At 40.1% G+C, this 25,187-nt stretch carries 23 protein-coding genes and 2 pseudogenes; 20 read left to right on the forward strand and 5 right to left on the reverse strand.

The window, feature by feature from the left end:
* The first annotated feature begins 3 nt into the window (after positions 1 to 3).
* The 3 genes from D2C72_00735 (at position 4) to D2C72_00745 (ending at position 3,771) form a co-directional block, all read left to right on the forward strand.
* On the forward strand, positions 4 to 876 hold the full coding sequence (locus D2C72_00735) for a DUF2156 domain-containing protein (GenBank protein QEF43004.1): 873 nt from the start codon (positions 4 to 6) through the stop codon (positions 874 to 876).
* Positions 877 to 2,556 carry a bifunctional aminodeoxychorismate synthase component I/aminotransferase gene (locus D2C72_00740; protein ID QEF43005.1) on the forward strand — a complete coding sequence of 560 codons (1,680 nt, stop codon included), beginning with the start codon at positions 877 to 879 and terminating at the stop codon, positions 2,554 to 2,556.
* A gap of 195 nt (positions 2,557 to 2,751) precedes the next feature.
* Positions 2,752 to 3,771: an aliphatic amidase gene (locus D2C72_00745; protein QEF43006.1), complete on the forward strand. Its 1,020-nt coding sequence runs from the start codon at positions 2,752 to 2,754 to the stop codon at positions 3,769 to 3,771.
* Between the two features lie 81 nt (positions 3,772 to 3,852).
* Here the strand turns inward: D2C72_00745 and flgL are convergent, their stop codons facing one another.
* Positions 3,853 to 6,339: a flagellar hook-associated protein FlgL gene (gene flgL / locus D2C72_00750; protein QEF43007.1), complete on the reverse strand. Its 2,487-nt coding sequence runs from the start codon at positions 6,337 to 6,339 to the stop codon at positions 3,853 to 3,855.
* Positions 6,340 to 6,582: 243 nt separating this feature from the next.
* On the opposite strand from flgL, the gene rplU reads away from it, so the two are divergent.
* The 15 genes and pseudogenes from rplU to D2C72_00825 all read left to right on the forward strand — a co-directional run bounded on the left by rplU (position 6,583) and on the right by D2C72_00825 (position 19,449).
* Positions 6,583 to 6,897 carry a 50S ribosomal protein L21 gene (rplU, locus tag D2C72_00755; protein QEF43008.1) on the forward strand — a complete coding sequence of 105 codons (315 nt, stop codon included), beginning with the start codon at positions 6,583 to 6,585 and terminating at the stop codon, positions 6,895 to 6,897.
* A gap of 14 nt (positions 6,898 to 6,911) precedes the next feature.
* The gene (locus D2C72_00760; protein QEF43009.1) at positions 6,912 to 7,178 is read left to right on the forward strand and encodes a 50S ribosomal protein L27; all 267 of its coding nucleotides are present in this window, start codon (positions 6,912 to 6,914) and stop codon (positions 7,176 to 7,178) included.
* Positions 7,179 to 7,295: 117 nt separating this feature from the next.
* Entirely contained in the window at positions 7,296 to 8,945 is a 1,650-nt protein-coding gene (locus D2C72_00765; GenBank protein QEF43010.1) for an ABC transporter substrate-binding protein, read from the forward strand.
* 10 nt (positions 8,946 to 8,955) lie between these two features.
* A pseudogene (locus D2C72_00770) lies at positions 8,956 to 9,959 on the forward strand (ABC transporter permease).
* Positions 9,959 to 10,816, forward strand: a complete 858-nt coding sequence (locus D2C72_00775) for an ABC transporter permease (protein QEF43011.1) — start codon at positions 9,959 to 9,961, stop codon at positions 10,814 to 10,816. Before D2C72_00770 ends, D2C72_00775 begins: the two are co-directional and overlap by 1 nt.
* 11 nt (positions 10,817 to 10,827) lie before the next feature.
* A complete protein-coding gene (locus tag D2C72_00780) occupies positions 10,828 to 11,691 on the forward strand; it encodes an ABC transporter ATP-binding protein (GenBank protein ID QEF43012.1) in 864 nt (287 codons plus the stop codon).
* A complete protein-coding gene (locus D2C72_00785) occupies positions 11,688 to 12,494 on the forward strand; it encodes an ATP-binding cassette domain-containing protein (protein ID QEF43013.1) in 807 nt (268 codons plus the stop codon). The genes D2C72_00780 and D2C72_00785 overlap by 4 nt, the downstream gene beginning before the upstream one ends.
* A 19-nt stretch (positions 12,495 to 12,513) precedes the next feature.
* On the forward strand, positions 12,514 to 13,596 hold the full coding sequence (gene obgE / locus D2C72_00790) for a GTPase ObgE (protein QEF43014.1): 1,083 nt from the start codon (positions 12,514 to 12,516) through the stop codon (positions 13,594 to 13,596).
* Positions 13,597 to 13,790: 194 nt separating this feature from the next.
* Complete coding sequence (locus D2C72_00795; protein ID QEF43015.1) at positions 13,791 to 14,786, forward strand: hypothetical protein; 996 nt, start codon at positions 13,791 to 13,793, stop codon at positions 14,784 to 14,786.
* 264 nt (positions 14,787 to 15,050) lie between these two features.
* Positions 15,051 to 15,605 carry a polyisoprenoid-binding protein gene (locus D2C72_00800; GenBank protein ID QEF43016.1) on the forward strand — a complete coding sequence of 185 codons (555 nt, stop codon included), beginning with the start codon at positions 15,051 to 15,053 and terminating at the stop codon, positions 15,603 to 15,605.
* A 9-nt stretch (positions 15,606 to 15,614) separates the two neighbouring features.
* Positions 15,615 to 16,907 (forward strand): glutamate-1-semialdehyde-2,1-aminomutase, encoded by a 1,293-nt coding sequence (hemL, locus tag D2C72_00805; protein ID QEF43017.1) that lies wholly within the window; start codon positions 15,615 to 15,617, stop codon positions 16,905 to 16,907.
* Positions 16,904 to 17,176 (forward strand): AtpZ/AtpI family protein, encoded by a 273-nt coding sequence (locus D2C72_00810; protein ID QEF43018.1) that lies wholly within the window; start codon positions 16,904 to 16,906, stop codon positions 17,174 to 17,176. Before hemL ends, D2C72_00810 begins: the two co-directional genes overlap by 4 nt.
* Positions 17,177 to 17,191: 15 nt before the next feature.
* Positions 17,192 to 17,593, forward strand: a complete 402-nt coding sequence (locus D2C72_00815; protein QEF43019.1) for a hypothetical protein — start codon at positions 17,192 to 17,194, stop codon at positions 17,591 to 17,593.
* Positions 17,594 to 17,676: 83 nt separating this feature from the next.
* Positions 17,677 to 18,555: a carbon-nitrogen hydrolase family protein gene (locus tag D2C72_00820; protein ID QEF43020.1), complete on the forward strand. Its 879-nt coding sequence runs from the start codon at positions 17,677 to 17,679 to the stop codon at positions 18,553 to 18,555.
* 12 nt (positions 18,556 to 18,567) lie between these two features.
* Entirely contained in the window at positions 18,568 to 19,449 is an 882-nt protein-coding gene (locus D2C72_00825; protein QEF43021.1) for a polysaccharide deacetylase, read from the forward strand.
* 53 nt (positions 19,450 to 19,502) lie between these two features.
* Here D2C72_00825 and D2C72_00830 read toward each other — a convergent pair whose 3' ends face one another.
* Positions 19,503 to 20,195, reverse strand: coding sequence for a restriction endonuclease (locus D2C72_00830; protein QEF44150.1), 693 nt, complete (start codon positions 20,193 to 20,195; stop codon positions 19,503 to 19,505).
* Position 20,196: 1 nt separating this feature from the next.
* Positions 20,197 to 21,314: pseudogene (locus D2C72_00835) on the reverse strand (site-specific DNA-methyltransferase).
* Positions 21,315 to 21,408: 94 nt separating this feature from the next.
* On the opposite strand from D2C72_00835, the gene D2C72_00840 reads away from it, so the two are divergent.
* Positions 21,409 to 21,780 carry a hypothetical protein gene (locus tag D2C72_00840; protein ID QEF43022.1) on the forward strand — a complete coding sequence of 124 codons (372 nt, stop codon included), beginning with the start codon at positions 21,409 to 21,411 and terminating at the stop codon, positions 21,778 to 21,780.
* Entirely contained in the window at positions 21,780 to 22,745 is a 966-nt protein-coding gene (locus tag D2C72_00845; protein ID QEF43023.1) for a GTP-binding protein, read from the forward strand. The genes D2C72_00840 and D2C72_00845 overlap by 1 nt, the downstream gene beginning before the upstream one ends.
* A 5-nt stretch (positions 22,746 to 22,750) precedes the next feature.
* Here the strand turns inward: D2C72_00845 and D2C72_00850 are convergent, their stop codons facing one another.
* Positions 22,751 to 23,896, reverse strand: coding sequence for a YbfB/YjiJ family MFS transporter (locus D2C72_00850; GenBank protein ID QEF43024.1), 1,146 nt, complete (start codon positions 23,894 to 23,896; stop codon positions 22,751 to 22,753).
* Positions 23,897 to 24,398: 502 nt separating this feature from the next.
* Positions 24,399 to 25,154 carry a HugZ family heme oxygenase gene (hugZ, locus tag D2C72_00855; protein QEF43025.1) on the reverse strand — a complete coding sequence of 252 codons (756 nt, stop codon included), beginning with the start codon at positions 25,152 to 25,154 and terminating at the stop codon, positions 24,399 to 24,401.
* Between the last annotated feature and the right edge of the window lie 33 nt (positions 25,155 to 25,187).

A 25,187-nucleotide genomic window follows, 5' to 3' on the forward strand; every position in this document is an offset into this window, starting at 1 on the left:
GTTATGTTTGAAAAAATTACCCTAGCGCATAAGGACTTGTTTTCAAGGTTTTTAAGCGCTCAAAAAATCGTTTTATCAGATGTGAGTTTTACGAATTGCTTTTTATGGCAGCACGCAAGGCTCATTCAAGTGGCTGTGATTAGGGATTGTTTGGTGATTCAAACCACTTATGAAAATCAAAAACCCTTTTATTTCTATCCTATCGGTAAGAGGCCGCATGAATGCGTAAAAGAGCTTTTGAAATTAGAAAAAAATTTAAGATTCCACTCCCTGACTTTAGAGCAAAAAGACGATTTGAAAGACAATTTTGTAGGGGTGTTTGATTTTACTTACAACAGAGACAGGAGCGATTACGTTTATTCTATTGAAGAATTGATTGCGCTCAAAGGGAAAAAATACCATAAGAAAAAAAACCACTTAAACCAGTTTCTAACCAATTGCGCGAATTTTGTTTATGAAAAAATTTCTCCTCAAAATAAAAAGGAAGTTTTAGAAGCTTCCAAAGAGTGGTTTTTAGAAAGCCAGACTGATGATATAGGGTTAATCAATGAAAATAAGGGCATTCAAAGCGTGTTAGAAAATTATGAAAGCTTGGATGTGAAAGGGGGGCTTATTAGGGTTAATGGAGAAATAGTCTCGTTTAGTTTTGGAGAAGTCTTAAACGAAGAGAGTGCACTCATCCACATTGAAAAAGCCCGCGCAGATATTGCAGGTGCGTATCAAATCATCAACCAGCAATTGCTTTTGAATGAATTTAGCCATTTGACTTACGCTAACAGAGAAGAAGATCTGGGATTAGAGGGCTTAAGAAGGTCTAAAATGAGCTATAATCCGGTGTTTTTGATAGACAAATACGAAGCGGTTGCTAGAAATTAAATGATTTTTGGGGATTTTAAATATCAAAAAAGCGTTAAAAAACTCACCGCCACCAATCTTAATGAGCTTAAAAACGCCCTGGATTTTATCTCTCAAAATAGGGGGAAGGGGTATTTTGTGGGGTATCTTTTGTATGAAGCGCGTTTAGCGTTTTTAGATGAAAATTTTCAAAGCCAAACCCCTTTTTTGTATTTTGAACAATTTTTAGAAAGAAAAAAATATTCTTTAGAGCCTTTAAAAGAGCATGCGTTTTACCCTAAAATCCACAGCCCTTTAGATCAAAAAACTTATTTCAAGCAGTTTAAGGCCGTTAAAGAGCATCTCAAAAACGGCGATACCTATCAAGTGAATTTGACAATGGATTTATTGTTAAACACTAAAGCCAAACCAAAGCGCGTTTTTAAGGAAGTGGTACACAACCAAAACACGCCTTTTAAGGCTTTGATAGAAAATGAGTTTGGGAGCGTTTTAAGCTTTTCGCCGGAATTGTTTTTTGAATTAGAGTTTTTGGACACAGCGATTAAGATTATTGCAAAACCCATGAAAGGCACGATCGCTCGCTCAAATAACCCCTTAATAGATGAAAAAAACCGATTGTTTTTGCAAAATGATGACAAAAACAGAAGTGAAAATGTGATGATTGTGGATTTATTGCGTAACGATTTGAGCCGCTTGGCCTTAAAAAATAGCGTGAAAGTCAATCAATTGTTTGAAATCATCAGCTTGCCGAGCGTGCATCAAATGATAAGCGAGATTGAAGCTCAATTGCCCCTAAAAACCAGTTTGTTTGAAATTTTTAAGGCGTTGTTCCCTTGCGGCTCGGTGACCGGATGCCCTAAAATCAAAACCATGCAAATCATTGAAGAATTAGAAAAACGCCCTAGGGGGGTGTATTGCGGGGCGATAGGCATGGTTGAAGGAAAAAAAGCCCTTTTTAGCGTGCCTATCCGCACTTTAGAAAAAAGAGCATGCGAAGATTTTTTGCATTTGGGGGTAGGGAGTGGGGTAACTTATCAAAGTAAAGCGCTAAAAGAATATGAAGAGAGCTTTTTAAAAAGCTTTTTTGTGATGCCTAAAATAGAATTTGAGATTATAGAGACGATGAAAATTATCAAAAGGGATCAAAAATTAGAGATTAACAATAAAAACGCCCATAAAGAACGCCTTATTAGTAGCGCTCAATATTTTAACTTTAAATACGATGACAATCTTTTAGACTTTGAATTGGAAAAAGAAGGGGTTTTAAGGGTTTTACTCAACAAAAAAGGCAAGCTCATTAAAGAATACAGAACCTTAGAGCCTTTAAAAAGCCTAGAAATCCGTTTGAGTGAAGCCCCCATTGATAAACACAATGATTTTTTATACCATAAGACCACTTACGCCCCTTTTTATCAAAAGGCTCGAGCGCTCATTAAAAAAGGCGTTATGTTTGATGAAATCTTTTATAACCAGGATTTGGAACTCACTGAGGGCGCTAGGAGCAACCTTATTTTAGAAATCCATAATAAGCTTTTAACCCCTTATTTCAGTGCAGGAGCGTTAAACGGGACGGGTGTTGTGGGGTTGTTAAAAAAGGGTCTTGTTGAGCATGCCCCTTTAAAATTACACGATTTGCAAAGAGCGGCTAAAATTTATTGCATTAATGCTTTATATGGCTTAGTGGAAGTGAAAATCAAATAACTATAAAAATAGAGTAACTAAAACCTCATTTTCAGAAATAGGTTACCCAATGGAGTAAAAAAGTTAAAACTCGCCCACAATAATCATAATGATTAAAGTTTTCATATTCATTATAAATCCGTTTACACAATTATTTTATAAATTCAACAGAGGGTTTTTAGGAACTCTCATCAAAAAAAAAATAAGGAACATAACATGAGACATGGAGATATTAGTAGCAGCCCCGATACTGTGGGCGTAGCGGTAGTCAATTATAAGATGCCTAGACTCCACACTAAAGAACAGGTGTTAGAAAATTGTCGCAATATCGCTAAGGTGATTGGTGGGGTCAAACAAGGTTTGCCCGGATTGGATCTGATTATTTTCCCTGAATACAGCACGCATGGGATCATGTATGACAGACAAGAAATGTTTGACACCGCTGCGAGCGTTCCTGGAGAAGAAACTGCAATCCTTGCTGAGGCTTGTAAGAAAAACAAGGTTTGGGGAGTGTTCTCTTTGACTGGTGAAAAACACGAGCAGGCTAAAAAGAATCCTTATAACACTTTGATTCTTGTCAATGATAAGGGTGAGATCGTGCAAAAATACCGCAAAATCTTGCCTTGGTGCCCTATTGAATGCTGGTATCCTGGGGATAAAACCTATGTGGTTGATGGGCCTAAGGGCTTGAAAGTTTCTTTGATCATTTGCGATGATGGGAACTACCCTGAAATTTGGCGCGATTGCGCGATGCGTGGGGCAGAACTCATTGTGCGCTGTCAAGGTTACATGTATCCGGCTAAAGAGCAACAAATTGCGATAGTGAAAGCTATGGCGTGGGCTAATCAATGCTATGTAGCGGTAGCGAATGCGACCGGTTTTGATGGGGTGTATTCCTATTTCGGGCATTCCAGCATTATTGGTTTTGATGGGCATACTTTGGGCGAATGCGGGGAAGAAGAAAATGGCCTTCAATACGCTCAACTTTCTGTGCAACAAATCCGTGATGCGAGGAAATACGACCAAAGCCAAAACCAACTCTTCAAACTCTTGCACAGAGGTTATAGTGGGGTTTTTGCTAGTGGCGATGGGGATAAGGGTGTGGCGGAATGCCCTTTTGAGTTCTATAAAACTTGGGTTAATGACCCCAAAAAAGCTCAAGAAAATGTAGAAAAAATCACTCGCCCAAGCGTGGGTGTGGCCGCTTGTCCTGTGGGCGATTTGCCCACGAAATAAGGGGCGAAAGGAGGGGGGCTTCATAGAAGCTTAAAGCATTTTTAATATCTCTTTTTAGAACGCTTAAAAACCACCAAAAGACTATAAATACTTCGTTAAAGACAGATTATTGATTTTGTTCGTGGAAGCCAGAACGGCGTTATAGTTGTTAGTGAGATTGGAAAACTTGTTATAAGTTTCTGCCATATCCGTGCCGGTCGTTTCCCCACGAATACTTTGAACTTGCGTTTTTAAAACTTCATTACGCCTGATAATGTTTTCAAACGCCTTACCATGAGCGCCGTTTTTAGCGATCATTTTTTCTATGTGATCGCTCAAGTGGTCTATAAGGGTGATGCCGTTTTGAATGCCTAAATTACGCATGTCGCTAGAATAAGTATCCCCTAAAGCGTCCGGGCGATAAATCCCTTTTCTTACAGAAGTGATGATATTTTCTAATTGATCAAAAAAATTCACGCTGGGTTTGTCAATAATGAGAGCGTTATTAGCGTTTAATTTAAGGCTTGGTTTGTCGCTGTGCAAGGCGTTTTGAGAAAAATCATTCGCGTCTTTATCAAAAAGCATGAACTGCATTTTGGTGTTTGAGTGCATGTTATCTTGGATGATGACTTTTCCCTCTTCATTCAAATTGACAGAAAGGTTGTCTTTAGCTTGTTTTAACAATCCAATAAAGCGCTCCTTGCTTTCTTTTGAAGTGGGGTTATCGCTGATTTGTTGGTAGATTGCAGGGTCAGTGTTGCTGTAATTGAGCGCGATACTCATCGCATCCATGAGCTGCCTGTAAGTTACTTCATTGGGTTTAGACGCTTGAATATCAGCGGTTGTGGGGTCATAAAGCGGGATTTTAACGCCATTAGGCAAACTCAAAAAAGCCCCATTAGGATCCAAGATCATTTGCGCTTCTAAAAACGAACCATTCACATCGTTTAATTTCATGTTAAAAACGCTATTTTCTAAACTCCCCCTAGAGACTTCACTCAGTTTAGTAGAGCCATTAGCCGCGCCATTTTGAGCGGTTTGAGCGACATTGCTTTCTAATTTGGCTCCTTCTTTATTGAAGTAGGTTTTTTGGTATTCGCTCGCGTTATTAGTGGGGATACTGGCCACTTCTAACCCTTTTTGATCCAGGGTGCTTAAGGCAAAAGAAATAGGCGATTCTTTAGAAGAATTGTCAATGATCCTCAAACGCCCGTTCGTTTCAATTTCCACATCCACTTCATTATTGAAGCGTTCTTTGATCGCGTCTTTCAAATCTTTAATCGTAGAGTTTTTCACATCTAAAAGAATGGGAATATCCAAAGTAATAGGGAGGTTTGGGATTTTAATAGCGCTTGAATTGTCCAAACGGCTAGCGTTGATTTTTAAAGTTTCCACCTTATCGCCAAAAATCTCGCTCAATTTGGTGTTTTTGTTGGCTAAAACATTGTCTTTAGTCACAAACACGCTAGGGATTTCAAGCACCTTGGGGTTATACATGTTAGGCACCGCTTTAACTTGGCTCAAACTCCTATCCGTTACAAACGCGCTTTTGACATATTCAGTAACCCTTTTGCCGCTCGAACGCAAGGCGTCTAAATCATCAAAATCCCCATCGCTAGAAATCAAATGAAAATCCAAATTTTCACTGCCGGGGGTTAGGTTTTTGATCTCAATTTGCCCCCAATTGTTCAAACTCACATCCACGACTTTATTTTGCGAAGTGTTCCCGTAAGCATGACCGATTTTATCCAATAAATCGCTCACTTTAGTCGCGCTTTCTTGATTTTGATAGGCTTTAGAGAGCGCGAATTTTTCTTTAAAACTAGAGCCATCAGGCCTAACGCCCTGCAAATAAAAAAACTCTTTAGGGTCATTAGTGGGGTCTTTGTCGTTATCGCCGATGAGTTCTCGCAAGGTATCGCTAGGTTTAATGAAAACTTCTTCAGGCAATGAAGAATGCTCTAAAGCGTCCATCACATCAGGGTGGAGCTTGTTTTGATTGAGTAATTTAATGTTGGTGGTAATGAGTTTGTGTTTGTCTTTATCGGTGCCTAAAAACAAATCTTGCCCGCTGATATTATAAGGCACAAGGTTATCAGAGCTAATAAGCGCGTTTAAATCTTCGCCATTGCCATGGTATTTCCCATTACTATCAATGGGGGGTCTATCCACCTTACTGCCCCCAAATAAAAATTCCCCCCCTATGGAGGTGTTAGCAACATTTATCATATGCTCTTTTAAGCGTTCTAAATCGTTAGCGATAGCGGCGCGAGAAGTTTCTGAATGCACATCGTTAGCGGATTGGATGAGTTTGGTTTTAAACGCCTCCATCGTTTTAGAAAATTCTTGCAAGGCTTTGTCGGTATTGAGCGTTGAAGTGTAAGCGTTTTGAGCCACATCAATGCCTTGATCTAAGGTGTTTTCTTCGTATTGGAATTTTAAATTCTGGTTGTTAATGTCGCTGTTTTGATAACCATAACGGATTTTTAGCCCTGAAGCGATCTGCGTGTTAGCGTCGTTGATTTTATTTTGTAAAGCGTTTTGATAATTATTCATTTGGTTGTATTTTGAGCCAAAGGTAACGCGCATGATCAAATCCTTATTGGTTTTTTTAATAAACAAGCTAAAAGTATTCCAAAACAAGTTAATAATGATCATGAATGGTTTGAGTGGGGCAATGTGGAGGAATAATGGCGGGTTAAATGGGGTGTTTTTGAGTAAAAAAATTCGTTTAATATGAATTTAATCTAAATTTAAAGTTAAATTTTAGCAAATACTCACTATAATAAGCGTTTATTTTAAAAAGAGCGTTCAATTTTTAAGGAAATAGAAATGTCATACGCAATATTCAAGCATGGCGGTAAGCAATATAAAGTCGTTGAAGGCGATATTGTTTTACTGGATAAAATGAATAAAGAGCCTAGGGCTTTAGTGGAATTAGTGGAAGTGTTAGCCGTATCCAAAGAGGGCAAGCTCTCTTGTGGGAAACCATTTGTGAATGGGGCTAAAATTGAAGCGGAAGTGATCAATGAAGGGCGCGGCAAAAAAGTCATCACTTTCAAAAAACGCCGCCGAAAAGACAGCAAAACCAAGCGTGGTTTTAGAAGAGATTTCACTCGCGTGAGAATCACTAAAATTGTAGCATAAAGGAGTATTAAACAATGGCACACAAGAAAGGTCAAGGGAGCACGCAGAATAACAGAGATTCTGCAGGAAGACGCTTAGGCGTGAAAAAATTTGGCTCAGAATTTGTGAGAGCAGGGAATATTATCGTGCGCCAAAGAGGCACTAAAATCCATCCCGGTAGTAATGTAGGCATGGGGAAAGACCATACCTTATATGCGCTCATAGATGGCGTTGTGAAGTTTGAGCATAAAGACAGAAGCCGCAAAAAGGTTTCTGTAATTAGTGGGAATTTTGGGGAGTAGGGTAACCTTTAAAGGTTAATTAAACCTTTGGGTGTTTGTTAAACGCCTATAAACACCATAAAATATTTATAATTTAGATCTCTATCCTTTATAGAATTTTGTTGTGGAGACTGGCTTATGAATAATGTTTTTGTTAAGGGTTTGTTTTTTTTTCTTTTATTGTTTGGGTCTTTTTTGAAAGCTTCAGAAAGCCCAAACGCCACTCTTAATCCATCTAAAGAAAATATTTCTGTTGAAGAGCAAAAGCGTTTTGGAGGCGTTTTAGTTTTTGCTAGAGGTGCTGATGGCTCAAGCATGGATCCGGCCTTAGTGACTGATGGCGAAAGCTATGTGGCAACGGGCAATATTTATGACACGCTCGTGCAATTCAAATACGGCACGACAGAAATTGAACCCGCCTTAGCGACAAGTTGGGAAATATCCCCAGATGGTCTTGTATATACCTTTCATTTACGCAAAGGGGTTTATTTCCACCAGACGAAGTATTGGAATAAAAAAGTGGAGTTTAGCGCTAAAGACGTGCTGTTTTCGTTTGAGCGCCAAATGGATAAGGCTAAACGATACTATAGCCCAGGGGCTAAAAGCTATAAGTATTGGGAAGGCATGGGCATGTCTCATATTATTAAGAGCATTGAAGCTTTAGATGACTATACCATTAGATTCACGCTTAATGGGCCAGAAGCCCCGTTTTTAGCCAATTTGGGCATGGACTTTTTGAGCATTTTGAGTAAGGATTACGCTGATTATTTAGAACAAAATAATAAAAAAGACGAGTTGGCTAAAAAGCCTGTTGGGACAGGGCCTTTCAAATTCTTTTTATGGAATAAAGATGAAAAAATCATCCTTTTAAAAAATCAAGATTATTGGGGGCCTAAAGCTTATTTAGACAAAGTGGTGGTGCGCACCATTCCTAATTCTTCCACTCGCGCCTTGGCGTTAAGAACTGGCGAAATCATGCTCATGACTGGGCCTAATCTCAATGAAGTGGAGCAATTGGAAAAAGTCCCTAATATCGTGGTGGATAGAAGCCCTGGGTTAATTGCCAATTGGCTTTCATTGAACACGCAAAAAAAGTATTTTAATAACCCTTTGGTGCGTTTGGCTATCAATCATGCCATCAATGTTGATGATTACATCAAGGTGATTTATGAAGGTTTTGCTCAAAAAATGGTCAATCCCTTCCCGCCCACCATATGGGGTTATAACTATAATATCAAACCCTACGAATACGATTTGAAAAAGGCTAAAGAGTTACTGAAAGAAGCGGGCTATCCTAACGGCTTTAAAACCACTATTTTTACCACTTCCACTCGTAACCCAAAGGGAGCGGTATTCATACAAGCGAGCCTGGCTAAAATTGGCATTGATGTGAAAATTGAAGTGTATGAGTGGGGGGCTTATTTGAAAAGAACGGGCTTAGGCGAACATGAAATGGCGTTTGCAGGCTGGATGGCAGACATTGCGGATCCGGATAATTTCTTATACACCTTATGGAGCAAGCAAGCCGCTTCAGCCATACCCACTCAAAATGGTTCCTTTTATAAGAGCGACGCCTTTTCCGATCTGCTCATAAAGGCTAAACGGGTTTCGGATCAAAAGGAGAGGGAAGCCCTTTATTTAAAGGCACAAGAAATTATCCATAAAGATGCGCCCTATGTGCCTTTAGCTTATCCTTATTCAGTGGTGCCGCATTTGTCTAAAGTCAAAGGCTATAAAACGACCGGAGTGAGCGTGAATCGCTTCTTTAAGGTGTATTTAGAAAAATGAAAGGGGTTGTATGCTGAGTTTTATCATCAAGCGTATTTTGTGGGCGATCCCCACGCTGTTTGGAGTGAGCATTATCGTGTTTATGATGGTGCATTTAGTGCCAGGAGATCCGGCGTTAGTGATTTTAGGCGAAAAGGCCAATCAAGCCGCTATTGACGCTTTAAGGGAGCAATTTGGCTTGAATAAGCCCTTGATAGAGCAGTATTTTTCTTTATCAATAATGTGTTGCATGGCAATTTTGGCACTTCTATCATGACCGGTGAGCCTGTGATGCATGAGTTTTGGCAACGCTTCCCAGCTACGGTGGAATTGGCTTTAATCGCTTTGTTTATGGCTCTTGTTTTGGGTATTAGCGTTGGCGTGTTAGCTGCGATCAAACGCTATAGCGTGTTTGATTATTCTAGCATGACTTTCGCTTTAGCCGGGATTTCTATGCCGGTGTTTTGGCTAGGGCTTATGCTGATTTATATCTTTAGCGTGCAATTGGGGTGGTTGCCTGTTTTTGGGCGTTTGAGCGATGTGTATTATTTAGATGGCCCCACAGGTCTTTATTTGATAGACAGCCTGATTGCAAGGGATTATGGGGCGTTTGTGGATACGATCAAGCACTTGATTTTGCCTAGCATTGTGTTAGCCACGGTTTCTACCGCTGTTATTGCCAGAATGACTCGCGCGAGCATGGCAGAAGTGTCTAAAGAAGATTATGTGCGCACCGCTAAAGCTAAGGGGTGCAGCTCCTTTAGGGTGATTTTTGTGCACACTTTGCGTAACGCTTTAATCCCTGTAACGACTATCGCAGGCTTGATGTTGGCCGGGCTTTTAGGGGGGAGCATGATAACTGAAACGGTTTTCTCATGGCCTGGGATTGGTAAGTGGATCGTTAATGCGCTCAACCAGCGCGATTTCCCGATTATCCAGTCCATGTCTTTGATTATTGCCATGATGTATATTGGGGCTAATCTCTTGGTGGATATTTTATACGCTTTTATTGATCCTAGAATAAGGTTGTCATAATGGAGTCTTTTAGAGAGTTTATCCAACAATTCAAAAAAAATAAGGCGGCAGTGGTTGGGGCATGGATTGTGCTTTTATTGGTAATTTGCGCTGTTTTTGCGCCCCTTTTAGCCCCGCATGATCCTTATGTGCAAAACGCACAAGATCGCCTTTTAAAGCCTATATGGGAGCATGGGGGGAATGCTAAATACCTTTTAGGCACCGATGATTTGGGGCGCGATATTTTGAGTCGCTTGATCTATGGGGCCAGGATTTCTTTAACCATAGGGATTGTTTCTATGGGGATTGCGGTCTTTTTTGGCACGATACTAGGGCTAATAGCGGGGTATTTTGGAGGGAAAACAGATGCAATTATCATGCGTATCATGGACATCATGTTCGCTTTGCCCTCCATTTTATTGATCGTCATTGTGGTCGCGGTGTTAGGGCCTTCACTCACTAACGCCATGCTCGCTATTGGGTTTGTGGGGATTCCTGGGTTTGCACGATTGGTGCGCAGTTCTGTGCTAGGCGAAAAAGAAAAAGAATACGTGATCGCTTCTAAAATCAATGGCTCTTCGCACCTTCGTTTGATGTGTAAGGTGATTTTCCCTAATTGCATTATCCCTTTGATCGTGCAAACGACAATGGGTTTTGCTTCCACGGTTTTAGAAGCGGCCGCACTGAGCTTTTTAGGTCTTGGGGCCCAACCTCCCAAACCTGAATGGGGAGCGATGCTGATGAACTCCATGCAGTATATCGCTACCGCTCCTTGGATGCTCGTTTTCCCTGGGGTGATGATTTTTTTAACGGTCATGAGTTTTAATCTGGTAGGCGATGGCATCATGGATGCTTTAGATCCTAAACGCGCCTCTTAAAAGGAGCTTGCATGATTTTAGAAGTTAAAAATTTAAAAACTTATTTTTTTACCGATAAGGGCGTGAATAAAGCGGTGGATGGCGTGAGTTTTGGCTTGAAAAAGTCTCAAACGCTCTGCATTGTAGGGGAGAGTGGGAGCGGGAAGAGCATCACTTCGCTTTCTATTTTAGGGTTGATTGAAAAACCCGGGAAAATTGTAGGGGGGAGCATTCAATTTTTAGGGCAGGATTTGTTGCAACTCAAAGAAAAGCAAATGCAAAAAGAAATCAGAGGCAAGAAAATTGGCATGATCTTTCAAGAGCCTATGACAAGCCTGAACCCTTCCTACACGGTGGGGTTTCAAATCAATGAAGTGCTAAAAATCCACCACCCAAGCCTTAATAAAAAAGAACGCTTAGAAAGGGTGGTCTATGAATTAGAGCGTGTGGGCATTCCCCATGCAGGGGATAAATACCATGAATACCCTTTCAATCTCAGCGGAGGGCAGCGCCAAAGGGTGATGATCGCTATGGCTATGGTGTGTGAGCCTGAAATCTTGATCGCTGATGAGCCTACGACGGCGTTAGATGTAACCATTCAAGCGCAAATTTTAGAATTGATGAAAGAATTGCAACAAAAAAAAGGCACTTCTATTTTGTTTATCACCCATGATTTAGGCGTGGTGGCACAAATCGCTGATGAAGTGGTGGTGATGTATAAAGGGCATGTGGTGGAGCAAGCGAGCGCCAAAGAGCTTTTTGCTGATCCAAGACACCCTTATACCAAAGCTCTTTTAAGCGCGATCCCTAAACCGGGCAAAGAATACCGCAAAAAACGCTTAGAAACCGTGGATGAAAATGTAGATTATTTGAGTTTTCCAAAGGAGTTACGATGAAGCTCTTAGAAATTAAAGAATTGAAAAAATCCTATGCGATAGACAGGGGGTTATTCAAGCCTAAAAGAGTGATCCATGCGCTCAATGGGATCAGTTTTGAAGTGGAACAAAATGAAGTTTTAAGCATCGTGGGGGAGAGCGGTTGCGGGAAAAGCACGACAGCAAAAATTTTAGCCGGGATTGAAAGGCAAGATAGCGGGGCGATTTATTTCAATGGCAAGCGCCATTTGCATTTTAGCAAACAGGATTGGTTTGATTACCGCAAAAAGGTGCAAATGATTTTTCAAGATCCTTATTCTAGCCTAAACCCTCGGTGGAAAGTGGGCGAAATTATCGCTGAACCCTTGCTGTTAAATTCTCACTTTTCAAAAAAAGAAATCAAAACAAAAGTGCTAGAGATCATGCAGAAAGTGGGCTTGAAATTAGAATGGATCGATCGTTACCCCCACCAATTTTCAGGCGGTCAAAGGCAACGAATCGGCATTGCTAGGGCGCTCATTTTGCATCCTAGCGTGGTGATTTGCGATGAGCCTGTGTCTGCGCTAGATGTGTCCATTCAAGCGCAAGTGTTGAATTTGCTCTTGGATTTGCAAAAAGAAATGGGGCTGACTTATATTTTTATCAGCCATGATTTAGGGGTGGTGGAGCATATTAGCGATAAAATCATCGTAATGAATCAGGGGCAAATCGTAGAAACGGGGGATGTGGATAGCGTGATAAGCGCTCCAAAGCACCCTTATACGCAGAAATTACTCAATGCGGTGCCGCATTTGGAAAAATCCATGCAAAGATTTTCCAAATAAAAGAAAGGGTATTTAAGCTGTGTTTGTAGATAGCGTGGAAATCATTATCGCTTCGGGTAAGGGGGGGCCTGGAATGGTGAGTTTTAGGCGAGAAAAATTTGTCATTAAAGGAGGCCCTGATGGAGGCGATGGAGGCGATGGAGGCGATGTGTATTTTGAAGTGGATAACAATACCGACACTTTAGCGAATTTTAGAGGCACCAAACACCACAAGGCTAAAAACGGGGCTCCAGGAGGCACACGAAATTGCGCAGGCAAAAAGGGCGAAGACAAGATCATTGTTGTGCCGCCAGGAACGCAAGTTTTTGTAGGTGATGAGTTGTGGCTTGATTTGGTGGAACCTAAAGAAAGGGTGTTAGCCTTAAAAGGAGGCAAGGGGGGGTTAGGGAATGCGCATTTTAAAAGCGCGACTAAACAGCAACCCACTTACGCGCAAAAAGGCTTGGAGGGGGTTGAAAAATGCGTGCGTTTGGAATTAAAGCTCATCGCTGATATAGGGTTAGTGGGCTTCCCTAATGCGGGTAAATCCACGCTCATTTCCACCATCTCTAACGCTAGGCCTAAAATCGCTAACTATGAATTTACGACTTTAGTGCCTAACTTAGGGGTTGTGAGCGTGGATGAAAAAAGCGGATTTTTAATGGCGGATATTCCTGGCATTATTGAAGGGGCTAGCGAGGGAAAAGGCTTAGGGATTAGCTTTTTAAAGCACATTGAACGCACCAAAGTTTTAGCCTTTGTTTTAGACGCTTCCAGGCTGGATTTGGGCATTAAAGAGCAATACCAACGCTTGAGATTGGAGTTAGAGAAATTTTCACCCACTCTGGCCAACAAGCCTTTTGGGGTGTTGCTCAATAAATGCGATGTTGTAGAAAACATTGATGAGATGACTAAGAATTTTTGCGCCTTTTTAAATTTAGAAGCGCAAAAATTAGAGGCGTTTGATTTAGAGCCGTATTTAGGGTTTTTACACCCCCATTTAACCAGCGATTTTGAAAATAACCCTAATGAAAAATCAGCGCTCTTTGTCTTACCCCTTTCAGCGGTTAGCGCTCTTAATACGCATGCACTTAAATTTGTGTTGTTGGAAGCGTTACAATGAAGCCCTGTTGTATTTGAAAATAGTTTAATCAAGCCAGATACACTCCACTAAATTATAGCGTGTGGGGTGGGATTATAGAGGGTGTTTCATAAGATGTGCAAAGACACACGCATAGTATAATGGCGTGAAATTTCTGTTGTTAAAAGCGTTGCCATAAAACGCTATTTTTTAATCAATTCAAGCAAAGGCGAGAGATGAAAAGATTTGTTTTATTCTTGTTGTTCATATGTGTTTGCGTTTGCGTTCAAGCTTACGCTGAGCAAGATTACTTTTTTAGGGATTTTAAATCTAGAGATTTGCCTAAAAAACTCCATCTTGATAAAAAGCTCTCCCAAACAATACAGCCATGCGCGCAACTTAACGCATCAAAACACTACACTTCTACCGGGGTTAGAGAGCCTGATAAATGCACAAAGAGTTTTAAAAAATCCGCTGTCATGTCCTATGACTTAGCGCTAGGTTATTTAGTGAGCCAAAATGAACCATACGGCTTAAAAGCTATAGAAATTTTAAACGCTTGGGCTAAAGAGCTTCAAAGCGTGGATACTTATCAGAGCGAGGATGATATCAATTTTTACATGCCTTATATGAACATGGCTTATTGGTTTGTCAAAAAGGCATTTCCTAGCCCAGAATACGAAGATTTCGTTAAGCAGATGCGCCAGTATTCTCAATCAGCTCTTAACACTAACCATGGGGCGTGGGGCATTCTTTTTGATGTGAGTTCTGCGCTAGCGCTAGATGATCATGCCCTTTTGCACAATAGTGCTAATCGGTGGCAGGATTGGATATTTAAAGCCATAGATGAGAGTGGGGTTATTGCTAGCGCGATCACTAGGAGCGATACGAGCGATTATCATGGCGGCCCTACAAAGGGCATTAAGGGGATAGCTTATACCAATTTCGCGCTTCTTGCGCTAACTATATCAGGCGAATTGCTTTTTGAGAACGGGTATGATTTGTGGGGCAGTGGAGCCGGGCAAAGGCTCTCTGTAGCGTATAACAAAGCCGCAACATGGATTTTAAACCCTGAAACTTTCCCTTATTTCCAGCCTAACCTCATTGGGGTGCATAACAACGCCTATTTCATTATTTTAGCCAAGCATTATTCCAGTCCTAGTGCGGATGAGTTGTTAAAACAAGGCGATTTGCATGAAGATGGTTTCAGGTTGAAACTCCGATCGCCATGAATTGTTCTGTATTCAAGATCATAGCGTAGAGGTTGTTCCCTTTTCTTAAGTCATGCGCTTCAATAAAAATATTTTTTTTACTGATTCAGAAAGTTTGGTTCAGTCAGCATTATTTACAAAAAGAGTTTAAAATAAACGCAATTGTATCTCTAGGCTGTATTTAGAGTGCAAATGATTATCAAAATGAATCGTTTTAGTTGTAAGCGTGCTTGTTTACACTAAAATAATAAGCGTTATTGATAAGACCACATTAAAGGATAATGAATGAAAAAAATGGTTTTGGTATCGGTTTTACTAGCAGGGTTTTTGCAAGCGGTGAATTTGGATTTATCTTCGGCTAAGCTAACATGGACAGCCTTTAAAACTAAGGCTAAAACGCCAGTAAATGGGAGTTTTGAAAGCATTACTTATAAACTGGGTAAATCTCAAGATAGTTTGAAAACCCTTTTAGAAGGGGCGAATGCGAGCATGGATAGCTTGAAAGTCAATTTAGGCGATGAATTGAAAAATAAAAATGTTAAAGAAGCTTTTTTCGCTCTTTTTAAAAACACTAACATCAAAGTAACTTTTAGGAATGTGATAGAAGGCGATCATGCAGGTTCTCTCACGGCTTATGTGAGGATGAATGAAAAGCTGGTGAAAGTGCCTATGCAATACACGATTGCTGAGGATAAGCTCGTGGTTAAAGGGGTTTTGGATTTATTGAATTTTGGCTTGAAAAACGAATTAGCGAGCTTGGCCAAACGATGCGAGAGTTTTCATGAGGGCTTGACTTGGTCGCAAGTGGAAATCCAATTTGAAAGCATGATTAAGGGATAATGTAAAATCATGGAGTTGTTGCACAGCATTAATGATTTTAATGAAGCTAAGCAGGTGATCGCTGGGGGGGTCAATTCGCCTGTGAGAGCGTTTAAGAGCGTTAAAGGCACTCCGCCCTTTATCTTAAAAGGTAAAGGGGCGTATCTTTATGATGTGGATAACAATCATTATATAGATTTTGTGCAAAGTTGGGGGCCTTTGATTTTTGGGCATGCTGATGAAGAAATTGAAGAAAATATTATTAATGTATTAAAAAAAGGCACTTCTTTTGGTGCTCCCACAGAGTTAGAAACCACTTTAGCTAAGGAAATCATTTCTTGTTATGAAGGCTTAGATAAGGTGCGTTTAGTGAGTAGCGGCACGGAAGCGACCATGAGTGCAATACGACTCGCTAGAGCTTATAGCCAAAAAGACGATTTGATCAAGTTTGAAGGGTGCTATCATGGGCATAGCGACTCTTTATTGGTGAAAGCGGGTAGCGGGTGTGCTACTTTTGGATCGCCTTCTTCTTTAGGCGTGCCGAACGATTTTAGCAAACACACTTTAGTGGCTCGTTATAACGATTTAAACTCCACAGAAGAATGCTTTAAAAAAGGCGATGTGGGTTGTGTTATCATTGAACCCATTGCCGGGAATATGGGGTTAGTGCCGGCTCAAAAAGAGTTTTTATTGGGCTTAAAGGCTTTGTGTGAAAAATACCAAGCGGTGCTGATTTTAGATGAAGTGATGAGCGGGTTTAGAGCGAGTTTGAGCGGTTCGCAAGAATTTTATGGCGTGGTGCCGGATTTGGTAACCTTTGGTAAGGTGATAGGCGCTGGGCTTCCTTTGGCGTGTTTTGGGGGGCGTGCGGAAATCATGGACTTGCTCTCACCCATTGGAGGCGTGTATCAAGCAGGCACATTGAGCGGTAACCCCCTAGCGGTGTGCGCGGGGTTGAGTGCGCTTTATAAAATCAAAAGAGACAAAACCCTTTATACCCGCTTAAACGCTTTAGCTATTCGTTTGACTCAAGGTTTACAAAAGAGTGCTCAAAGTTATAACATCGCTTTACAGACACTCAACATAGGGAGCATGTTTGGCTTTTTCTTTAACAAAAATGCGGTGCATGATTTTGATGACGCTTTAAAAAGCGATACCGAAATGTTTGCGAAATTCCACCAAAAAATGCTCTTTAAGGGCGTGTATTTGGCGTGTTCAAGCTTTGAAACCGGCTTTATTTGCGAGCCTATGACTGAAGAGATGATTGATTTGGTGGTTGCAAAGGCCGATGAAAGTTTTGATGAAATCATAAAAGGTGTGTGAATTTTTTGAAAAAGCCAAAGTATTATAAATTCATAGAGGGGGCGAATTATTTGAGCTTGGGGCTTTCTATGGTGGTAGCGATCCTTATGGGCGTGGCTATAGGCTATGGGCTTAAAAAACTCACTCACATTTCGTGGCTTTTTTGGCTTGGGGTTATTTGGGGCGTGTTAGCGAGCTTTCTCAATGTCTATAAAGCTTATAAAAACATGCAAAAAGACTATGAAGAACTAGCCAAAGACCCTAAATACACACAAAATAAAACAAAATAAATCCAATCAAATCCCATGTGCCAAATCCAATGCTTGCTTGTTTTACTTTTTATCAATATAGTTAGTGCTACCATCGTTTATTTTTTCCAAGCGTTTCAAGGGGTTTTGAATTTTGAAGGGGGGTTTTTAGGGTTTTTTATTGTGGCGTTGTCTTCGTATTACGGCGTTAAAAAGCGTTTGGATTTAAGGAAACAAAATGGAGAAAAAGAAGAAAAGCAAAAATTCCAAAAATTCGCTCTGGGCTTGGAAATGTCTTTTAATGTGTGGCGTTTAGGGGGGTATGGGGTTTTACTAGGCATTTTAGGAGCGCTTTTATTTTCGCATCTTTTTAACGGATTGTCGTTTCTTATCGGCGTGTTTGTAAGCTCGCTCTCTAGCGCGTTATTACGATTCTTAAACAATAATGGTAAGTTTTGACACAAACGCATAAGGATTTTAACCCCTTTAACCCTCTTTTAATTTTCAATCCTATACAATAAAAAGAAAAATGGGAGTGGATTTTGAAAACAAAAAATTCCGCCAAAAGAATCCTAAAAACCGCCGTGATTCAAATGCAATCCAAACCTTACGCCTTAAATGAAAACCTGCAATTAGCGCTCAACCTAGCCAAAGAAGCCCACGACAAAGGCGCGAATCTCATTGTTTTACCGGAATTGTTTGATAGCGGTTATTTCGTGAATGATAAAGACGCGGATTTTGGGTTGGATTTTAAAGCGATAGAGCATAGCGAGCTAAAAAGCGAGACTTTGAGAGCGTTAAGCGATTTTGCGAAATCTAGCGATACGCATATTGTGGCATGCAGCATTGAAAGAACGAATAAAAAACTCTACGATAGTGCTTATATCATTCCACCAAAGGTCGGGATCGTTGGCAAGCATCGTAAAATCTATTTGTGGGGCGATGAAAAATCGCGCTTCAAAAGGGGCAAAAAATACGAGGTTTTTACGCTGGATTTTGGGGATTTTAGCGCGAAAGTGGGTTTGCAAATTTGCTATGAAATCGGCTTTGGCGTGGGTGCGAATTTGCTTGCGTTACAAGGAGCAGAGGTTTTAATCTATCCTAGCGCGTTTGGCAAAGCCAGGGCTTATAATTGGGATTTATTGAGCAAGGCTAGAGCGTTAGAAAATGGCTGTTTTGTGTGCGCGTGCAATCATAGTGGGGAAGAAACTAACGCTCAATTAAAACAAACGCTAGAGTTTGCCGGCGATTCAAGAATCATCGCACCCAATGGGAAAATCATCGCGCAAGCCACCAAGCTTAATGAAGTCATTTTCGCTGAAATGGATTTAAACGAAGTGGCGTTGCAACGCCAAAAAATCCCTTATTTACAAGATTTTGACACCAAACTCACCAAAAAGGGGTTTGGAAAATTCACTTAAAAAGGAGCGATTATGGCAAAAGAAATTTTAGTGGCTTATGGTGTGGATATTGATGCGGTGGCTGGTTGGTTAGGGAGCTATGGTGGGGAGGATTCGCCTGATGATATTTCGCGCGGACTTTTTGCTGGGGAAGTGGGGATCCCACGGCTTTTGAAATTGTTTAAAAAATACCATCTCCCGGCGACTTGGTTTGCGCCGGGACATTCTATTGAAACTTTCCCTGAACAAATGAAAATGATCGTGGATGCAGGGCATGAAGTGGGTGCACATGGGTATTCGCATGAAAACCCTATCGCTATGACGGCCAAGCAAGAAGAAGATGTTTTGTTAAAAAGCGTTGAATTGATTAAAGATCTCATCGGCAAAGCCCCCACAGGCTATGTGGCGCCGTGGTGGGAGTTTTCTAATATCACTAATGAATTGCTTTTAAAACACGGCTTCAAATACGACCACTCGCTCATGCACAATGATTTTACGCCCTATTATGTGCGCGTGGGGGATAGTTGGAGCAAGATTGATTATAGTTTGGAAGCTAAGGATTGGATGAAGCCTTTAATCCGTGGGGTGGAAACCGATCTGGTGGAAATCCCTGCGAACTGGTATTTGGACGATTTACCGCCGATGATGTTCATCAAAAAGTCCCCCAATAGTTTTGGTTTTGTAAGCCCGCATGATATAGGGCAAATGTGGATCGATCAATTTGATTGGGTTTATCGTGAGATGGATTATGCGGTGTTTAGCATGACAATCCACCCTGATGTGAGCGCCCGTCCGCAAGTGTTGCTCATGCATGAAAAAATCATTGAGCATATCAACAAGCATAAGGGCGTGCGTTGGGTAACATTCAATGAAATCGCTGATGATTTCTTAAAACGAAACCCTAGAAAAAAATAGCGATTGAGATTGTGTATAAGTTGGTGTGAATTTAATGGGATTCATACCAACTGCTACAAATAAACTTTCAATTCATTTTCCATTAGTTTGATTGTTTTATTCAGATTCTCTTCTTCTAAAGGTTTGAAATTTTTGTGTATGGGTTGGTTTATGTCTCTTTCGCCTTTGAGTAAGGTTACTATATTTAGATTCACGCTTTCAAAGTAGCTCATTATAGAATGCGTGGATTTTGATCCCAATAGGGTTTTTGGCAAAGCTGAATAATCCCCTCCTAATTGACTTTCTAGCTGAAATAAATAACAAGATATATTTGGATATAAAGTCTTAAGGAGATGAAAATCCACTAATATTCGCTTTAGCATGGCGTTTTCTGTATAAGCTTTACATTCTATCCCCATAACCAATTGATTATCCACAAATACATGTTTATCAACGCTCAATCCGTAATAATAATCTTTCTTATGCTCTAATATGTATTCCTTTACTTGTTGGTTGGCTATATTTTCTATGTAGCTGTCTTTGATAGGAATCTTTATTTTATTAGAATTTATTTCAAGTCTATCGGCTTTAGCACCAATATTTTGCCACGCTATTTTTACAATCTCTTCGCTGATATCTTCTAGTAATTTGCCTTTAGAACTTCTTATAACTCCGCCATATGCCCTGCTATCTTGCCTGTGAGCATCTTTATCAATATCTTTAATCACGCTATTATAAAGTTCTATAATATCTTTTATAGAAACCACATTAAGCCTCCGCATTAAAGAGATTTGTTGCCTCTTTTAATCTCTCTTTTGCCACTTCACAATACTTTTCGCTAATGTCTATGCCTATGAATCTACGCCCTAATTGTTTGGCGACTTTTGTAGTTGTCCCTGCACCATTAAATGGGTCTAATACAATATCATTTTGATAGGAAAATAGTTTTAAACACCGCTTCACTAATTCTTCTGGGAACATTGCATCATGCCCGTATTGTTTCATGTTGCGTTCTGGGGCAAAGTTCCACTTGCCATAAACCCACTTTTTAAACTCATCATCGGTTATGTCAATGCTGTCTTTATCGCCCTCTTTTTTAAGGCTATTTTTGCAAAAAATTTCAATAAACTCCCATGAATATTTTAAATATGGTGCAGCAGGACTTTTCCAGCTTCCCCAAGTGCAGTATTTGCAGTTGTAGTTATTTTTTCCCATAAAATCTCGCCTTTCCAAATAAGCCCTTCATCAATGAAAAATTTGCTGATAAAATGGTGCGTAGGGATATAATCGCTAAACATAGGCTGGATATTGACAATGATTCGCCCTCCACTTTTTAATACACGAATACACTCTTTAAAAATGGCAAAAAGCGTGTTGAAATACTCTTGCCAAAGATTTGCATCCTTTGTTGCATTGTAATTGATGCCAAAGTTGTAAGGTGGGGAAGTTAGCACTATATCTATGCAATTATTTGGGAGCTTTTTTAGAAACTCCAAACTATCGGCACAATAGATTTGATTAAGGTGGTTTTGGATTTCATTCGTCTCTTTGCTAAAATCTTTTTTGTAAGACTCATAAGCCAATCTTGCTTTTGCGTTTTGCTTTTTGTTGGCGACTTTTTTAGCTTTGTTGAAGCTCTTAAATACGATTTTGCCATTTTGACTAGAAAATGAGCGAATTTTATACAACTCCTCTAATGTCTTTTGAACCAGCGTATTTTGTGTAGTAGATTCAAGCATTTTTAAATCCACAATGTCAAAATTAAGCGTGATATTTGAAGGATTGACAATCGATTCAATACCGCAAGATTGTAACAATGAAAGCGCATCTGTTATTTCATCTGGTGCGTAAATATTTTCTAGCGTAAGAGTTCTATAATCCTGCATTAAATTTCCTATAATAAACAATTAAACAACACTAGATTTATTCTTGTTTTTTTCAGTAAAATTGTAGCATGATTTAGGTTTAAAAGGTTGAAAGATGTGCGTTTTATGCGGGGAGCTTATCAGTTCTTTTCATTGGACCGATGGGACCGATGAAAATTATGGGGGCGATGAAAATTTGAGAGAGCCAAATGCGGTTATTAGTGCGAATGAAAACGCCAGGGAACGCAAAAGAGCGCGGCTCAAGCGAGTGGGATTGCTCAATCAAATTCTAGCGTTTTATGGGCTAAAAATTGGTGATTGGCAAGGCACGAAATTTGTGCTGTGCGATAAAAAAGGGCAGAGCGTGATCGTGAATGATTTAGGCGATTTGTGGGATAAGGCACAAAATTTAGCCAAAAAAAAGATGGACGCGCTAGATTCTAATCTACTAGCGTTTTTAAATCAAAACCCACACGCCACTCGCTGATGCCCAAAATCCCTATCACGCTCATCGCAGGTTTTTTAGGCAGCGGTAAAACGAGTTTTTTAAGCGAATATTTAAACCAAACAGATCACCAAGGCGTTGCCCTTATTATCAATGAAATCGGGCAAGCCGCTTTGGATCAGCGCATCTTAAGCGTTCAATATTGCGGTGAAAAAATGCTCTATCTTAACGCAGGGTGCGTGTGTTGCAACAAACGCATGGATTTAGTGGAGTCTCTAAAAGCCACGCTCAATAACTATGAATGGCGCGGCGAAATTCTAAAGTGCGTCATCATTGAAACCACCGGTTTAGCCAACCCAGCACCGATTTTATGGACGATTTTGAGCGACACTTTTTTAGGGGCGCATTTTGAAATTCAAAGCGTGGTGGTTTGCGTGGATGTTTTGAATGCTAAAACGCATTTAACCAACAACGAAGCTAAAGAGCAAATCGTTTTTGCTGATAGCGTTTTATTGACCAAAACGGATTTGCAAAACGACAGCAGGGCTTTAATCAAATTAAAAGAGCGGATACAAGCCCTTAACCCTAGCGCAGAAATTTTTGACAAGAAAAATATAGATTACGAAAGCTTTTTTTTACGCAACAATAGGGCGCGAAATTTTATGCCAAGAATGCCAAAAGATTCACACTCGCAAGGTTTTGAAACTTTAAGCATTAATTTTGAAGGCGCGATGGAATGGAGCGCGTTTGGGATTTGGCTGAGTTTGTTATTGCATCAATACGGCACACAGATTTTACGCATCAAGGGGATTATTGACATTGGAAGCGGCTTTTTGGTGAGTATTAATGGTGTGATGCATGTCATTTACCCGCCTAAGCATATTTTAAAGGATCAAAACGGCTCTAACCTCGTTTTTATCATGCGCCATTTAGAGCGTGAAAAAATCTTAAATTCCTTAAAGGGTTTTAAGGATTTTCTCGGCATCAAGGGTTTTGAAACCCCATAATTTTTCTATTTATTGGTAGCTGTTTGCATTTTAATGGGGAAAAGAACGATGAAGCTTAAAACCAAACACACCCCACAAATAACAAAAATCAAAACATAGCCCAAATCCCCTAAAAAGATCGTAAAAAGATACGAGAAAAGCGCTTGGAAAATGCCAAAAGAAAACACCACCCACGAAGACGCTTGAGCGAAATGCTTTGCGCCTGCAATTTTTAAAGCCATCATGCTGAATAAATTGATATTGGCGGTTGTGGCCGCTCCCATTATAAAGATGCTTAAATTGAGTAAAGAGATTTGGTGGAAAAAAATAGGCAAAAAGCATGCGATAGATTTTAAAATAAGGATAAAGATGTTGGCGTTTTTAGCCCCTAGTTTTTGAGCCATGGGACCACTGATTAAAGAGCCAAGCGTAGCACCAAAGCCAAAAAACGCCCATGAAGTTCCAGCGATAGTGGGGGAGATATTTAAATGACGGATCAAATAATCCACCCAAAAAAGCGTGTGCGGTAAAAAACCAATCGCATTGAGCGCGCAAGAAATGAGCAATAACCACAAATGAAAGGGGATTTTAAACGCGCTTTCTTCTTTTTTAACGGATTTTTTCCTTAAAGAACGGGTTTTTAACCCCACTAAGGAAAGGATAAAGGCTATCAAACAACTGCCCCCTAAAAAAATCCATGCCCATTTGATATTATAAGAGCTGATCCAAGGCAGAACAAACCCGCTAAAAACAGATCCAATGCCTACAGCGCTAAAAATAAGCCCTCCCACTAAGGCTTTTTTATGTTCTTTGACATAGGGCAAAGAGAGAGGAGCGACTAAAATCATTAACGCGCTGCTGGCCACACCGGCGATAAAACGCCAGATCCAAAGCCAAAAGAAAGGGATACTATCAAAATAACAGACTAAAAAACTCAAAGCGATCAAGCCAAAACTGATTTTAGCGATGCTTTCTAATGACATTAACGGGCTTAAAAATTGGATTAAAAAACTCCCAAAAACATAGCCCATTAGCACCGCAATACCCAGTTGGAAGCTTTGGTGTGGGGTTAAACTCCCTGATAAAATGAGTAGGGGGATTAAAACCACATAGCCAAAACGAGCCAAGCCGTTAGACACAAAAACCCCTAAAAAGCAAACAAACACGCGCATTTTAATCCTTAACAAAGTTATAAAAAAACAAGATCTTATATTATATTGAAACTTGTTAATTGATAGTGCATAATGGGAGCGAGATGAGAATAAATTTAAGGAGCGTTCATGCTATTTAGTGAGCGTGCGTATTATTAAAGAGGCCTCACGATTGAATAAAAAAGAGTTGGTTATTAGTGTTATAGAGCTTGTGTCTAAAGTGCTTCATAAAAACAAGGCTTCTACTAGAATAAGGCTTCTTTGCGGTGGTTTTCATTGCTGAAACAGACGCTAATAACTATGGGCTAGGCTTGAGGAGAGCATCACTGAATAGCATAAAAGCGTTTTTTTGTCATTTGGAGAAAATTTTGTCATTTTTTTGATTTTGATGCTTTTTGTTTGGTGTTAGCCCATAAAAAGGCTTTTAGCATTTTTTAAGGTTAAATAGTAAAGAGCTTGATTTTGCCATAACCTCTTTAAAAAGCGGTCTTTTGGGGCGTTTGCCCCTTATTAGTGAGAAAGTTTATTTCTTGTGAGCGAAATTGTGTGGGTTGCCTTTATCCCCAACATAAGCGATTTTGTCGCCTAAAATGTCATAAGCCTGACCAAAGCCTTTCACAAAACGCCCTTCTTTGAAATCCAATGCGATCAAATGGAAATCTTGCATGGTGCGAATGGTTTTAATGCCCCCAGCGCCACCGGTTTTTTCAATGAAAGAATCAAACGCTTTGTCAAACTCCGCCCCTCTTTCAATAAAACGAGCGTTGGTTTTATAACGCAAGCGTTTTCTCAAAATAGCTGATTTAGCCTTGCTTTCGTCTTCTAAAAACATCACTTCCACATTGTTGGGGTTGTGTTTAAGGCCGGCAAAATGTTCAGCCACTTCGCTCACATAAATGTAGTATTGTTTGCCATCTGTCATTAAAGGCGCATAAGAGCATACCACATGCCCATTAGGGTGTAAGGTCGCTAAACAAACAGAATCAAAGCCTTCTTTAAAGGCTTTAACTTCTTCTCCCACGCCTTTTAAATCATGGGTTTTTTCTACGCTTTGACACAATTCAATGATAGCGTTTTTATAGTCTTTGGGGTCTTTGACTTCGTGGTTAAATTCAATCCTTAAGGTTTGATTGTTGTTATAACCAATCACAACGCCTTGAGAATCCACGCTTTTAAAGGCGACATTTTCAGCGTGATGGACTTGCCCGAATTTTTTCAACAAACCCTTCATGTCTTCTACATGGTGAGCGTTCATGTGTTCTATAATACGATTAAGCAAAATATTCTCCTTAATTTCAAAAAATAAGAGGAA

The organism is Helicobacter pylori (genome assembly GCA_008032955.1).
Taxonomy (GTDB): domain Bacteria; phylum Campylobacterota; class Campylobacteria; order Campylobacterales; family Helicobacteraceae; genus Helicobacter; species Helicobacter pylori_DC.